The sequence below is a fragment of the Salmonella sp. 2020_1459 genome (assembly GCF_043847915.1).
Lineage (GTDB): Bacteria > Pseudomonadota > Gammaproteobacteria > Enterobacterales > Enterobacteriaceae > Salmonella > Salmonella enterica.
The window spans coordinates 391936-405753 of record NZ_JBCMFA010000004.1 but is presented as its reverse complement, the minus strand read 5'-3'; the positions used below and the strand labels follow the sequence as shown (position 1 = coordinate 405753).

The window sequence follows — 13818 nt, the reverse complement described above, 5'->3', positions numbered from 1 at the left end:
TGGCGAGGCGGTGGCGGCCTGGGAGATGATGCTGAAACTGTTGCCGGCAGACGATACCCGGCGGGCGGTGATAGAGCGCAGTATCCGGCTGGCGCAGGAGAAATAAGACCCTGACGGCCCGGTGGCGTGGCGCCATCGGGCCTGGCTATCCCAACGATACGCTAAAGCCTGAAAGTGAAGCCCGTGTGCAGTATGATGACGAGCATCGTCTCTTATCAGGACATCCCATGAAACAAATCACCTTTACGCCGCGCCATCACCAGCTTACCAACACCAATACCTGGACACCTGACAGCCAGTGGCTGGTCTTTGATGTGCGGCCTTCAGGCGCGTCATTTACGGGCAAGACTATTGAGCGTGTCAATGTGCATACCGGCGACGTGGAGGTGATTTATCGCGCCGTGCAGGGCGCGCATGTCGGTGTGGTGACGGTGCATCCTGCCGACAATCACTATGTGTTTATTCATGGCCCTGAAAACCCTGATGAGACGTGGCATTACGATTTTCACCACCGCCGGGGCGTTATTGCAACGCCGGGGGGCGTGACTAACCTCGATGCGATGGATATTACTGCGCCGTATACTCCCGGCGCGCTGCGCGGCGGCAGCCACGTCCATGTGTTTAGCCCGAACGGCGAGCTGGTGAGTTTTACCTATAATGACCACGTTCTGCATGAGCGAGATCCGGCGCTGGATCTGCGTAATGTCGGCGTGGCCGTGCCGTATGGGCCGGTTACGGTGCCGGTTCAGCATCCGCGCGAATACAGCGGTAGCTACTGGTGCGTACTGGTTAGCCGCACGACGCCTGCGCCGAGACCTGGCAGCGATGACATTAACCGCGCCTATGAAGAGGGCTGGGTGGGCAACAGCCAGATCGCCTTTATTGGCGATACGCTGTCGCTGACGGGCCAAAAAGTCCCGGAGCTGTTTATTGTCGATTTACCGTGTCATGAAAACGGCTGGAAACAGGCAGGCGACACGCCGCTGACGGGAACCGAATCAACAATGCCATCGCCGCCGTTGGGCGTAGTTCAGCGGCGTCTTACCTTTACTCACCAGCGTGTTTACCCTGGGCTCACTAACGAACCACGCCACTGGGTCCGCAGTAATCCGCAGGCGACGGCGATCGCCTTTTTGATGCGGGACGATAACGGCGTAGCGCAACTGTGGCTGATATCGCCGCAGGGAGGCGAGCCCCGGCAGTTAACGCATCATGCGACCGGCGTACAGTCAGCGTTTAACTGGCATCCGTCGGGTAAATGGCTGGGACTGGTGCTGGAAAATCGGATTGCCTGCTGCGACGCACAAAGTGGGAGGATCGACTTCTTAACCGCCAGGCACGACAACCCGCCGTCTGCGGATGCCGTCGTTTTTTCACCGGATGGGCGACACGTCGCATGGATGGAAGAGGTGAAAGGGTTCCGTCAGCTATGGGTGACGGAAACCGGGCGATAAATCAGGGAGGAGGCATCTTCGCCGGGGGGATGACGGCATTGGTCATTTTCGTCTCCTCCTCGCTTTTCTCTACGCGCGATCTTACCGAACTGTCTTTGCGGAAGATGTCCCACGGCAGAAGGATCGTATCCATCACGGCGGTAAATGGCATATCCAGGATGGCCAACGATTTGGTGCCCCAGTTTGTCTCATCGTTACCGATCATCGTAGCGCTGGCGCGCGTGCCAGGATAAGTACCCTCTTTACCGCCGGTGTGCGACATGACGCTTGAACAACCGCCTAATAAAAGCATCCCACTCCATATTATCAGCGTTAACCACACGTTTTTTATCATCACTCATTCATCTGTTGGTTGTCGTTATTTGCATGATGAGTTATAGCGATCCGTTGCTAAAAATAACATCACCAGTACGTGGCACTGTGGCGGTAATCGCACTTTAACAATCAGTGCTGTCCCAACCAGTCTATGCAATAGCCAATAAACTGCAAAAAAAAGTCGGATTAAAATACTTGAAAAGTACGTATTCAGACCCATTTATAAGACGTAGTGAATAGAAGGGCACGCCTGATGGGTGTTCTGGCAATCCTGGCCTGTCCATGATGGAAGGTCTGACATTCTCGCTGATTTCAGGAGTTTATGATTATGCGTAACTTTGATTTATCCCCGCTGTACCGTTCTGCCATTGGTTTTGACCGTCTGTTTAACCTGCTTGAAAATAACCAAAGCCAAAGTAATGGCGGCTACCCTCCGTACAACGTTGAGCTGGTAGACGAAAACCACTACCGCATCGCCATTGCCGTTGCCGGTTTCGCGGAAAGCGAACTGGAGATTACTGCCCAGGATAATTTACTGGTGGTAAAAGGCGCTCATGCGGACGAGCAGAAAGAACGTACTTACCTGTATCAGGGCATTGCCGAGCGTAACTTTGAACGTAAGTTCCAGTTAGCGGAGAATATTCACGTTCGCGGCGCAAACCTGGTCAACGGGCTGCTGTATATCGAACTGGAGCGCGTGATTCCGGAAGCGAACAAACCGCGCCGTATCGAAATTAACTGATTCCGTCGGGTCGCGTTGCGCGGCCTGTCATCCCATGCTCGCCGTCAGGGAGCATATTCGCACGTAAAGTGTGAAGGTAAAAACTCGCTTCTTAGAAGGAGAAATGATTATGCGTAACTACGATTTATCCCCACTGCTGCGTCAATGGATCGGTTTTGACAAGCTGGCCAATGCGCTGCAAAACAGCGGCGAAAGCCAGAGCTTCCCGCCCTATAACATCGAAAAAAGCGACGATAACCATTATCGCATTACCTTAGCGTTAGCCGGTTTCCGTCAGGAAGATCTGGATATTCAACTGGAAGGCACGCGCCTGACGGTGAAAGGTACGCCGGAACAGCCGGAAAACGAGCCCAAATGGTTACATCAGGGCCTGGTCATGCAGCCTTTTAGCCTGAGCTTTACGCTGGCTGAGAATATGGAAGTTTCCGGCGCGACGTTTACCAACGGCCTGCTGCATATTGATTTAACCCGTAACGAGCCGGAAACCATTGCGCCGCAGCGTATCGCCATTAACGAACGCTCCGCATTAAATAGCTAATAAGCTCCTTGCCTTGCCCCGCCAGAGATGGCGGGGCTTTTTTGTGCCACGAAAAAGGGTAAGACGCTGCCGAAGTCAGGACGTCTGGGCGGTTTTGTAACATGAGAATGTGCGCCATGCTGTATATATGCCTTAACGGTTCAGTCATAATCCCTATAAATTGAAATGTTACTCACAGGGAAGAAAAGATGAGTGATATCGCATTGACGGTCAGCGTTCTGGCGTTGGTGGCGGTTGTCGGTTTATGGATCGGCAACATTAAAGTGCGCGGTGTCGGCTTTGGTATTGGCGGCGTTCTGTTCGGCGGTATTATCGTCGGCCACTTCGTCGATCAGGCTGGGGTGACGCTGAGCGGCGATATGCTGCACTTTATCCAGGAATTCGGCCTGATCCTTTTTGTTTATACCATCGGCATACAGGTGGGGCCGGGGTTTTTCGCCTCGCTGCGCGTTTCCGGGCTGCGTCTCAATCTGTTTGCTGTTCTGATTGTGATTATGGGCGGGTTGGTCACCGCGATTCTGCATAAAATTTTCGCTATTCCGCTGCCGGTGGTGCTGGGGATTTTCTCCGGCGCAGTCACCAATACGCCTGCGTTAGGGGCGGGTCAGCAAATCCTGCGCGATCTGGGAACGCCAGTGGATCTGGTGGATCAGATGGGGATGAGCTATGCGATGGCGTATCCGTTTGGCATCTGCGGTATTTTGCTCACCATGTGGCTGATGCGGCTGATTTTTCGCGTTAACGTCGAGGCGGAAGCGCAGAAGCACGAATCCTCTCTCGCTAACGGTCATTCATTAATTCAAACAATGAATATCCGTGTCGAGAATCCGAACCTCAATAATATGGCTATTCAGGATGTGCCGATCCTGAACAGCGATAAAATCATTTGCTCACGCCTGAAACGCGACGACACGCTGATGGTGCCGTCGCCGGGGACGATTATCCAGGCAGGCGACCTGCTGCACCTCGTCGGCCAATCTACCGACCTGCATAACGCGCAACTGGTGATCGGCAAGGAAGTGGACACCTCGTTGTCGACGCGTGGCACGGATTTACGCGTCGAGCGTGTGGTCGTCACCAACGAAAAAGTGCTCGGCAAACGTATCCGCGATTTGCACTTTAAAGAGCGTTATGACGTGGTTATCTCCCGTCTTAACCGCGCGGGCGTTGAGCTGGTCGCCAGCAGCGACGCCAGCCTGCAGTTTGGTGACATTCTCAATCTGGTGGGGCGTCCTGCCTCGATTGATGCGGTAGCCAATGTGGTCGGCAACGCGCAGCAAAAACTCCAGCAGGTGCAGATGCTGCCGGTGTTTATCGGCATCGGATTAGGGGTTCTGCTTGGGTCAATCCCGTTGTTTGTGCCGGGATTCCCGGTCGCGTTAAAACTGGGGCTGGCTGGCGGGCCGCTGATCATGGCGCTAATTTTGGGGCGTATCGGCAGCATCGGTAAGCTGTACTGGTTTATGCCGCCGAGCGCCAACCTCGCGCTGCGTGAGTTAGGCATCGTTTTGTTTCTGGCGGTCGTTGGGCTGAAATCCGGCGGCGATTTTGTCGATACGCTGACGCAGGGCGAAGGATTAAGCTGGATTGGCTACGGTATTTTCATCACCGCTATTCCGCTGATTACCGTCGGTTTGCTGGCGCGGATTTTTGCCAAAATGAACTATCTGACGCTGTGCGGGATGCTGGCCGGTTCGATGACCGATCCGCCAGCGCTGGCATTTGCCAACAATCTTCATGCCACCAGCGGCGCGGCGGCGCTCTCTTACGCGACCGTCTATCCGTTAGTGATGTTCCTGCGTATTATCACGCCACAACTGCTGGCGGTGATTTTTTGGGGAATGGGTTAGCGCCTGATGGCGCGTTGCTTATCCGGCCTACGCACTGTGTTAAATCCAGGCTGGATAACGCGCGCCGCACCGGCCACACTTCTGCTCTTCTTCTTATCTCTTTCCTCAATGAACGCGCTAATCAGCGTAATGGCAACGAGCATAATTCCATTTTATTTCAGTTGGTTATCAATCTTCTTCGCCTTTTTTTTCGTCGCGACGGGTGGTTTTTCAGCTTTTAATTCGGCAATAATGCCTTTCCTGGCGGTGGCGTTGAAAAAGGTCGCAACTGAAATGAAAAATAGCGGCAATGAGCGTGGTTGCGCCAAAACGCATCACCAGTGAACTACAGTTATTTTGCAATAAGATTCCCTTGCTGCGGGATAATGTGAAGCATATCAGCAACAACGTGAGTGGTATTCTGAAAACGAACGGGAATACATAAGAACGTAAAAGGAGTCGTCATGAAGATTTCCCGCCTCGGAGAAGCGCCGGATTATCGCTTCTCACTGGCAAATGAGCGCACCTTTCTGGCGTGGATTCGCACCTCGCTGGGATTTCTGGCGGCAGGCGTCGGTCTTGATCAGCTCGCCCCGGATTTTGCCACGCCGGTGATCCGTGAACTGCTGGCGCTACTGTTGTGTCTGTTTGCGGGCGGCCTGGCGATTTATGGCTATCTACGCTGGTTACGTAATGAAAAAGCGATGCGTCTGAAAGAGGATTTGCCCTATACCCATAGCCTGTTGATCATCAGCATTATTTTGATGATTGTCGCGGTGATAGTGATGGGGCTGGTACTGTATGCCGGATAGTCGTAAAGCCCGTCGGCAGAACGATCCGGGGCTGCAACCGGAACGTACGTCGCTGGCCTGGTTTCGCACGCTGCTGGGATACGGGGCGTTAATGGCGTTAGCCGTCAGGCACCACTGGCATCAGGCGGGATTCCTGTTCTGGGTGTCAATCAGCGTTCTGGCGATAGTGGCGGTGATTCTTTGGCGTTATACCCTGAGTCGTAATTTAATGGATGTCGCGCATAGCGATTTTTCCGAAACTCATGTCATGCGTGACAAATTTTTGATCTCCCTCGCGGTGTTGTCGCTCGCAATCCTGTTTGCTGTTACCCATATTCGCCAACTTATTGCATTTATCGGGAATTTTATATGACAGGACGTCAGGACATTGTCGTGAGTGATGACCAGATTCAGGTCGTCGTAAATCGCCAGAATAGCCAGCGACCTCAGCAACTGTACCGTAACTTACAACGGCTCGGCATTCGCAATGTCCATTTTATCCCATTGTTGGAACATGACCGGAACGGAATGTTGACCGAGGATTCATTGTGTTCAGCAGACTGGGGGCGGTTTTTAAATAGCGTATTTGATATTTGGGTACGTGAAGATATTCAGCGTATCTCGGTCCGCCTTTTTGATGAGACGCTACAGCAGTGGTGCGGCGGCAGGAATGGTGCTAAAACGCCGGACAAGGCGCCGCTAAGCGCTGAATGTCAGAAGTGCTCTTTATTACGATTTTGCGGCGGCGGATGCCCTGAGCATCGGGATAGCCAGGGGAAAAATCAGCTTTGCGAGGGCTACCAGACCTTTTTTAACTACTCCTCGCCGCATATGCGGGTGATGCGGGATTTACTGAAACAGCATCGCTCGCCTGAGGAGTTGATGGCGATGCTGCGTTAACGTTACAGGCCTGATAAGCGTAGCGCCATCAGGCGATGGCGTGCCGGATGGCGCAGCCGTCTTTCCGGCACTGAGCGAGTATTAGCGTCCTTTCGCCAGGTATTGTTCCATTTCATCCTCCGGCACCATGCCGCCCCCGGTTGCCCATACCAGATGCGTCGCGTTGCCGAGCTGCGTCTGACTGAATCCATGCCTTTGCTGATACGCGGTGGCGGCGCAAATGCGCTGTGGCCCGGCCATCCCCGCCAGAGCTGATGGCTCCAGTCGAATTCCTTCCTCCTGCGCCAGCCAGCCCAGCATGTCATACATTGTTTGATCGTCTAAGGTATAGAGGCCGTCAAGCAGACGCTCCATTGCCCGACCAACAAAGCCCGAAGCGCGACCTACCGCCAGGCCGTCAGCCGCCGTCAGGTTATCAATACCGATATCTTGTACTGAGATGGCATCGTGCAGACCGGTATAAACGCCGAGTAACATGCAGGGTGAATGGGTCGGTTCGGCAAAGAAACAGTGGACGTTGTCGCCAAACGCTAGTTTCAGGCCAAAGGCGACGCCGCCAGGGCCGCCGCCAACGCCGCACGGCAGATAAACAAACAGTGGGTGACTGGCGTCAACGACGCGTCCCTGTTGCGCGAATTGCGCTTTCAGACGCTGACCCGCTACCGCATAGCCCAGAAATAGCGTGCGAGAGTTTTCATCGTCGATAAAGAAACAGTTTGGATCGGATTGCGCTGCTTTTCGGCCCTGCTCAACCGCCACGCCGTAATCATCTTCGTATTCTACGACCGTCACGCCGTGGCTACGCAGCTTCGCTTTTTTCCAGGCGCGGGCGTCGGCAGACATATGTACCGTCACTTTAAAACCGATGCAGGCGCTCATGATACCGATCGATAGCCCCAGATTGCCGGTTGAACCGACGGCGATACTGTACTGGCTGAAGAATTGTTTAAATTCCGGCGAAAGCAACACGCTATAGTCATCGTCGGTGGTTAACAGACCCGCCTCCAGCGCCAGTTTTTCCGCGTGCGTTAGCACCTCGTAGATGCCGCCGCGCGCTTTAATGGAACCAGAGATTGCCAGGTGACTGTCTTTTTTTAACAGCACTTCACCGTCGATCGTTTGCCCATACTCTTTTTCCAGCCGCTTTTGCATGGCCGGAATAGCGACCACGTCAGATTCGATCATGCCGCCAGCGGCAGCGGTTTGCGGAAACGCTTTCGCCAGATACGGCGCAAAGCGCGCCAGACGGTCATGGGCGGCGTTTACGTCCTGCTCCGTCAGGCCGACATACGGTAGACCTTGTGCAAGAGAGGTGGCGCCCGGGTTAAACCAGGTGGTTTCTTTGAGGGCGACCAGATCCTCGACCAAAGGATACCGGGCGATGAGCTTTTGTATGTTTTCCATAGTACGTCTCTTTACGATCAGATGATAAAGGAAAGCAGGAATGTGCCAGCCAGTGCAACGACAGATGCGATAAACGTGGCCGTCGTATAGTATTTAAACGTTTCATTCAGCGTAGCGCCGCAATACTGCTTGACCAGCCAGAACAGGGAATCGGTCACGATCGTGCAGCCAATGGCGCCGGAACCGATGGCAATAGCGATGATCTCCGGGCTGACGTCAGGATAGAGCGGCAGCATGGGCGCAACAATCGCGGTGGCGCCCATCATCGCCACCGTCGCAGAGCCGACCGCCGCGTGCAGAATCAGCGCTACCAGCCACGCCAGCAGAATCGGGTGCATATGCATATTTGAGAGGATCACCGCCAGCGTGTCCGCCAGCCCGCTACTTTTGAGAATGGCGTTGAACGCGCCGCCCGCGCCGATAATCAGCAGGATGTTCGCAATGGCGCCAAAGCCGTTTTCGGTGTGGGTAAGTAGCGCGCTCATACCCATATGCTGGCGCAGACCGAGTATGTAATACGCCACAAAGACAGCGATAAACATTGCGGTGATCGGATTACCGATAAACTCCAGCAGCGTATACAACGTGCCGTCTTTCGCCATATTCAGTTCAGCGACGGTTTTCACCAGCATCAGGCCAATCGGCAGCAGAACGGTAAACAGCGTTGCGCCCAGCGATGGCAGGGTGTTTTCGGCGCGCACTTCAAGATCCGCAAACTCTGTCGGTACGGGCTTGAACGGCAGACGATTACCCAGAAACTTTAAGAACAGCGGGCCGCCGACCAATGAGGCCATCAGCCCGACCAGTAGACCGTAGACAATCACCGAGCCGATATCCGCCCCCAGTTTATTTGCGACAAACAGCGCAGCCGGATGCGGCGGTACCACGCAATGGACGGCCATCAGCGCGGTACACAGCGGAATGGCCAGCTTCAGCAGCGAGGTATGGGTCTTTTTAGCGATAGAAAACGCCAGTGGGATGAGCAACACGACGCCCACTTCCACGAACAACGTGATACCGCAAATCAGCCCCACCAGTACCATGATCACGTCAGCAGAGAGCCAGCGGCAGCGCTGGAGCGTAAGCCCGATGCGTTCCGCCGCGCCGGAAACCTCCATCATTTTGCCGAGGATGGTGCCAAGACCGATAACGGCGGCCAGAAAACCGAGCGTACCGCCTATTCCGTTTTCTATCGCCGTGACCATCTCCAGCGGCCCCATGCCCATCATCGCGCCGACAAAGAAACTGGCGAGCAGTAACGCCAGGAAGGGGTGGAATTTAAACTTCACGATGGTCAATACGATTAACACGATGCTGATCAGCAGCGTGCTCACTACCCAGATTTGAGCGTGCATATCTCACCTACCCTGTGATTAATCTGTTCTTATTGGACAGAAAAACAGCACCTCCTGACAAACGATATAATTTGCCATTCACATGATGTAAATTGAATCAACTATGTGATTTCCATCTAATATTGCCTTTATTTTGCGATATGGTTCATTTTGCTTCATCTATGTGCGGATTTTTTCAGCGTGTTTTTTTACACTTCGGGAAATTAAAAGATGACTGAGGTTGCCATGGAACCCCTTCGCGATACCCGAAACCGCTTACTCAACGGTTGGCAGTTATCCAAACTCTATACTTTTGAAGTCGCGGCCAGACACCAGTCCTTTGCTCTGGCGGCAGATGAGCTGTCGTTAAGCCCAAGTGCGGTAAGCCATCGTATCAATCAACTGGAAGCCGAGTTGGGAATCCAGCTATTTGTCCGCTCTCACCGTAAGGTGGAGCTTACCCATGAAGGCAAACGGGTATTCTGGGCGCTGAAATCGTCGCTGGATACGTTGAATCAGGAAATCCTCGATATCAAAAATCAGGAACTGTCCGGCACGCTGACCGTGTATTCCCGTCCCTCTATCGCCCAGTGCTGGCTGGTGCCCGCGCTGGGGGACTTTACCCGTCGCTATCCGTCAATTTCTCTCACTATGCTGACCGGCAACGATAACGTTAACCTACAGCGTGCCGGCATTGACCTGGCTATCTATTTTGACGATGCGCCGTCGGCGCAGCTCACGCACCATTTTTTAATGGATGAGGCGATTTTGCCCGTTTGCAGCCCGGATTACGCCCATCGTTTCGCCTTGCAGGACAACCTGAATAACCTGCGGCACTGTACGCTCTTACACGACAGACAGGCGTGGAGTAACGATTCTGGCACCGATGAGTGGCACAGTTGGGCGCAGCATTTTGCGGTAAATTTGCCGGATTCATCCGGCATTGGCTTCGATCGTTCTGATTTAGCGGTGATTGCCGCGATGAACCACATTGGCGTGGCGATGGGGCGTAAACGGCTGGTGCAAAAGCGTCTCGACAGCGGTGAACTGATTGCGCCTTTTGGTGACATGAGGCTGAAATGTCATCAGCATTATTATGTCACCACTCTGCCTGGCAGGCAGTGGCCGAAAATCGAGGCATTTATTCGCTGGTTGCAGGAACAGGTGTGAAGATTTATTACGCTTTGTCGCTACACCTGCCGGGAGTGAATATGCTAAATACGTGCTATCACCGTGGTAAAAATTTTAGGGGGCGTCGTGTTTAAACCGCTTATTGCCTCTCTCATGCTGACCAGCGCGGTCGTCTATGCGAAACCGATGCCTTTGACGGCGGCGCGCTATGCGCAGCAGCTTGGCGTTGGGATGGATGTTGACTGGGCGCGAACGGAACGGGGTATCCGCGAGTTTGATCCGCTGGTCGTGCGGGATTTTAAGGCAAAAGGGTTAACGCATGTCCGTATTCGTGTGGCAGGCGCGCCGACGGAAGCGCGCCTCATCCATTTGCGTAAGCTGGTAGAGGCCTGCGAATACTATGGCGTCATACCCATTATTGCCTATCAGGCGGATGCGTATAAAACCGATCCCAGCGCCAGCCATGAAAAGGAGCTGATCAACTGGTGGAGCGTGGTCGCGCGCTATTTTGGTCAGACATCCCCGCTTCTGGGGTTCGATCTCATTTATGAGTCTGCCGACAAACTTAATCATAATATGGCGTCGCTGAATCGCGTATATGACAAAACCATCCGCCTGATTCACGCCATTGACCCACAGCGGATGATTTTCGTTGCCCCCCGCATGCGCGCCGCGCCGGAGGATTTGTCGGCGCTTAAACTGCCGGCGCAAAGCCAGAACTATGTACTGGCGGAGTGGCACATCTTCCCGTGGGGACCCCCGAAAAGCGGCGGTAAATATCCGTGGACGTCAGGCACGGCGGCGGAAAAAGCGGCGATTCGGGCACGGATTAACGCTGCGGTTCGCTGGCAGCATAAGACCGGCCATGCAAGCTGGGTGGGCGGATGGGCGCCGGGAGAGTCGATAAAAATGACGCCGGTCGCTTCACAGTTCGCGTTTGCCCGTTTTATGGCCTGCGAGCTGAAAAAAGCGCATATTCCGTATGCGATAAACGCGGACACACAGTTTTATGACGGCGAAGAAGGAGCGTGGCGTCCGGCGCAGGAGCCCCTGCTCAATGCGATGATCGCGCCGGAATGTGAAACGCCCGGCAAAAAGCCGGGCGAGGGGAATGTTAAACCGTCTGCCCCTGATGCGATATCCGTGACGCCAGCGGCAGCCAGCACGCCAGGATCAGTAATCCCATAAGGGTCATCAGCAATCCCAGACTGCCCTGACCGGTTTGCGGCAGCATTGCCGAAAGCCACGCCAGTACGCCGGAACCAATATTTTGCAGCCCGCCGACCAGCGCGCCAGCGGTGCCTGCGAGGAACGGAAACGGCTCCATCGCGCCGCTGGTGGCCAGTGGAAATAACATCCCGGCGCCGAAGAAAAACAGCGCAGCGGGGATGAGTAGTGTCCAGACGTTCATCACGCCAAACCAGCCGGGAATCCACATCATAAGGCCTGCCAGCAGACAGCAAATAACTGACTGCCACATCAGGGCTGAGAAGCGTTTATTCGGGCGTCCGGCAAACCAGGCGCCGAAGAACGCCGCCGGAATCGGCAGAATAAACAGAATGCTTACCACCATACTGCTGAGACCTAATACTGCTCCCATCAGCACGCCGGAACAGGCTTCAAAGACCGCAATGCCAGCCAGCCCGCCGATTAGCATCAGCAGGTAACAGTTAAATGCGCCGTTGCCAAACAGCGTTTTATAGCTGGCGATCAGCCGCGTACGCGGCGCGCCGGCGGGGCGGGTTTCCGGCATCCAGCGCGCCATGCTGAAGGTGACGCCAGCGCAAAGCACCAGCAGGAAAGCGTAACACGCGCGCCAGTTCCATAGGGTATCCAGCAGACCGCCAATCAGCGGCGCTAACAGCGGGCTGACCAGAATCCCCATATTTAACAGGCTATTGGCGTGACGAAGTTGCGTTCCTTCATACAGATCGCGCGGGAGCGTTCTCGCCATTACTCCGCCAACGCCGGTTCCCATCCCTTGCATGGCGCTGGCGGCAATCAACACCGTCAAACTATGCGTGGTCATGGCGAACAGGGTCGCTACCATAAAAATAGACATGCCGACGAGGATTACGGGGCGGCGCCCAACCCGGTCGGAAAGCGGGCCGTAAAACAGTTGCGAGACGCCGTAGGTCAGGAGGTAAGCAGCCATTACGCTCTGGACGGCGCCTTCCCGGACGTTTAGCGCTTGTGCCATATCGGCGATGGCGGGAATATAAATGGTTTGCGCCATCTGCCCTACGGCCACCAGTAACACCAACATCAACAACAAATTGACGTTTCTCTGCCTTTTCATTTCGCTGATTACTTTTCAAAAAAAGAAAAAATAAGAATAACTTGCTGTGCATTCCCATAAATGCGAGAGGAATCTATCACACCAGAAAAAGAAGGCCAGACAGCAACCAGCAATGGCAGACGAAGGAACGGCAGGATATGTAAACAAAAGCGGCAACAAATGTTGCCGAGAATGTGTTACGTCTGCAGCTGTTATTGGGCAATCATGACAGACGGAGTAAAATCGCCCCGAGGGCAATCCCGCCCGCCGCCACCAGACGTAGCCCGGCCACTTTCTCTTTAAGCAACAGCCAGGCTATCAGCGCGCCGAATAAAATCGACGTCTCACGCAGCGCGGCGACCACCGCCAGCGGCGCCTGGGTCATGGCCCATAGCGCCAGCCCATAAGATCCCATAGTGCCAATCCCGCCAAAAATGCCTTTTTTCCACTGTTGCGCCAGATAACGCGACGCTTCCCGCCGCCGCTCAATCATCGCCCAGGTTAACAGGCAGGCGCCGTTGAGAAAAAATGACCATAGCGTATAGCCCAGCGCCGTTTCGGAGAGTCTTACGCCGGTCCCGTCCACCAGCGTATATCCGGCAATAAAACAGGCGTTAGTTAATGCCAGCACGACACCACGTTGAGAGCTGGCGCGGCCATTACAGGCCATCCCAAGTATCGCCATGCAGATCACTGCGATGCCGACCCAGGCCATCGACGACAGGCTGTCGCCAAGAAACAGAACGCTAATGAGCGCCACCAGCAGCGGCGCGGTGCCGCGCATAAGAGGATAGGTCTGGCTCATGTCCGAGACCTGATAGGTTTTCGCCACCAGGACGGTATACACCACCTGGAGCGCGGTAGAGGCCGCTAAAAAAGGGATACTGGCGTGAGCTGGCTGCGGCGAGAAGGGCAAAAGGATCAATGCCATGACCGCCGCGGAACCGCTGACGCCGATCGCGGCGTAGAGCTTATCGTTTCCCGCTTTGACAATGGCGTTCCAGCTGGCATGTAGCAGCGCGGCGAACAGCAAAATGCAGAAAACGGAAAGGGTCATAGCGTCAGGCGTCGTTGAGGGTGTCATAAAAACGTAACATACCCG

At 54.5% G+C, this 13818-nt stretch carries 15 protein-coding genes, 1 pseudogene and 1 other annotated feature; of the genes and pseudogenes, 11 read left to right on the top strand and 5 right to left on the bottom strand.

Going from position 1 to position 13818, the window contains the following annotated elements:
* Positions 1 to 106, top strand: a pseudogene (locus tag ACH0VJ_RS13765) (hypothetical protein); the annotation flags it as partial.
* A 121-nt stretch (positions 107 to 227) separates the two neighbouring features.
* On the top strand, positions 228 to 1454 hold the full coding sequence (locus ACH0VJ_RS13760; protein WP_000809946.1) for a DUF3748 domain-containing protein: 1227 nt from the start codon (positions 228 to 230) through the stop codon (positions 1452 to 1454).
* Position 1455: 1 nt separating this feature from the next.
* Here ACH0VJ_RS13760 and ACH0VJ_RS13755 read toward each other — a convergent pair whose 3' ends face one another.
* Positions 1456 to 1788, bottom strand: coding sequence for a YceK/YidQ family lipoprotein (locus ACH0VJ_RS13755; RefSeq protein ID WP_023196736.1), 333 nt, complete (start codon positions 1786 to 1788; stop codon positions 1456 to 1458).
* 242 nt (positions 1789 to 2030) lie between these two features.
* Positions 2031 to 2104, top strand: a sequence feature (ROSE (Repression Of Heat Shock gene Expression) occurs in the 5'-region of heat shock genes and acts as an RNA thermometer to modulate expression.).
* Between ACH0VJ_RS13755 and ibpA the strand changes: the two genes are divergently transcribed.
* The 7 genes from ibpA to ACH0VJ_RS13720 all read left to right on the top strand — a co-directional run bounded on the left by ibpA (position 2098) and on the right by ACH0VJ_RS13720 (position 6569).
* Positions 2098 to 2511, top strand: coding sequence for a small heat shock chaperone IbpA (gene ibpA, locus ACH0VJ_RS13750; RefSeq protein ID WP_001532742.1), 414 nt, complete (start codon positions 2098 to 2100; stop codon positions 2509 to 2511). It overlaps the preceding feature by 7 nt.
* A 109-nt stretch (positions 2512 to 2620) precedes the next feature.
* Positions 2621 to 3049: a small heat shock chaperone IbpB gene (gene ibpB / locus ACH0VJ_RS13745; RefSeq protein ID WP_001246919.1), complete on the top strand. Its 429-nt coding sequence runs from the start codon at positions 2621 to 2623 to the stop codon at positions 3047 to 3049.
* Positions 3050 to 3237: 188 nt separating this feature from the next.
* Positions 3238 to 4899 carry a putative transporter gene (locus tag ACH0VJ_RS13740; RefSeq protein ID WP_001279793.1) on the top strand — a complete coding sequence of 554 codons (1662 nt, stop codon included), beginning with the start codon at positions 3238 to 3240 and terminating at the stop codon, positions 4897 to 4899.
* Between the two features lie 6 nt (positions 4900 to 4905).
* Positions 4906 to 5223 carry a hypothetical protein gene (locus ACH0VJ_RS13735; protein WP_162264917.1) on the top strand — a complete coding sequence of 106 codons (318 nt, stop codon included), beginning with the start codon at positions 4906 to 4908 and terminating at the stop codon, positions 5221 to 5223.
* Positions 5224 to 5342: 119 nt separating this feature from the next.
* Positions 5343 to 5690 carry a YidH family protein gene (locus tag ACH0VJ_RS13730; protein ID WP_000703963.1) on the top strand — a complete coding sequence of 116 codons (348 nt, stop codon included), beginning with the start codon at positions 5343 to 5345 and terminating at the stop codon, positions 5688 to 5690.
* Complete coding sequence (locus tag ACH0VJ_RS13725) at positions 5680 to 6042, top strand: DUF202 domain-containing protein (protein ID WP_001113452.1); 363 nt, start codon at positions 5680 to 5682, stop codon at positions 6040 to 6042. Before ACH0VJ_RS13730 ends, ACH0VJ_RS13725 begins: the two co-directional genes overlap by 11 nt.
* Entirely contained in the window at positions 6039 to 6569 is a 531-nt protein-coding gene (locus ACH0VJ_RS13720; RefSeq protein WP_000147833.1) for a radical SAM protein, read from the top strand. The genes ACH0VJ_RS13725 and ACH0VJ_RS13720 overlap by 4 nt, the downstream gene beginning before the upstream one ends.
* Positions 6570 to 6650: 81 nt before the next feature.
* Here the strand turns inward: ACH0VJ_RS13720 and dsdA are convergent, their stop codons facing one another.
* Both dsdA and dsdX read right to left on the bottom strand, forming a co-directional pair.
* On the bottom strand, positions 6651 to 7973 hold the full coding sequence (gene dsdA, locus ACH0VJ_RS13715) for a D-serine ammonia-lyase (RefSeq protein ID WP_000427994.1): 1323 nt from the start codon (positions 7971 to 7973) through the stop codon (positions 6651 to 6653).
* 17 nt (positions 7974 to 7990) lie between these two features.
* On the bottom strand, positions 7991 to 9328 hold the full coding sequence (gene dsdX, locus ACH0VJ_RS13710; RefSeq protein ID WP_000543317.1) for a D-serine transporter DsdX: 1338 nt from the start codon (positions 9326 to 9328) through the stop codon (positions 7991 to 7993).
* Between the two features lie 225 nt (positions 9329 to 9553).
* Here dsdX and dsdC point away from each other — a divergent pair, with 225 nt between their 5' ends.
* Together dsdC and ACH0VJ_RS13700 are read left to right on the top strand one after the other, a co-directional pair.
* Positions 9554 to 10477, top strand: a complete 924-nt coding sequence (gene dsdC / locus ACH0VJ_RS13705; protein WP_001522218.1) for a DNA-binding transcriptional regulator DsdC — start codon at positions 9554 to 9556, stop codon at positions 10475 to 10477.
* A gap of 63 nt (positions 10478 to 10540) precedes the next feature.
* Positions 10541 to 11626, top strand: coding sequence for a cellulase family glycosylhydrolase (locus ACH0VJ_RS13700; protein ID WP_000238934.1), 1086 nt, complete (start codon positions 10541 to 10543; stop codon positions 11624 to 11626).
* Here the strand turns inward: ACH0VJ_RS13700 and emrD are convergent.
* Together emrD and ACH0VJ_RS13690 are read right to left on the bottom strand one after the other, a co-directional pair.
* The gene (emrD, locus tag ACH0VJ_RS13695; protein WP_000828736.1) at positions 11553 to 12737 is read right to left on the bottom strand and encodes a multidrug efflux MFS transporter EmrD; all 1185 of its coding nucleotides are present in this window, start codon (positions 12735 to 12737) and stop codon (positions 11553 to 11555) included. The two genes, ACH0VJ_RS13700 and emrD, sit on opposite strands and share 74 nt — an antisense overlap.
* Before the next feature lie 202 nt (positions 12738 to 12939).
* On the bottom strand, positions 12940 to 13800 hold the full coding sequence (locus ACH0VJ_RS13690) for a DMT family transporter (protein ID WP_001536260.1): 861 nt from the start codon (positions 13798 to 13800) through the stop codon (positions 12940 to 12942).
* Between the last annotated feature and the right edge of the window lie 18 nt (positions 13801 to 13818).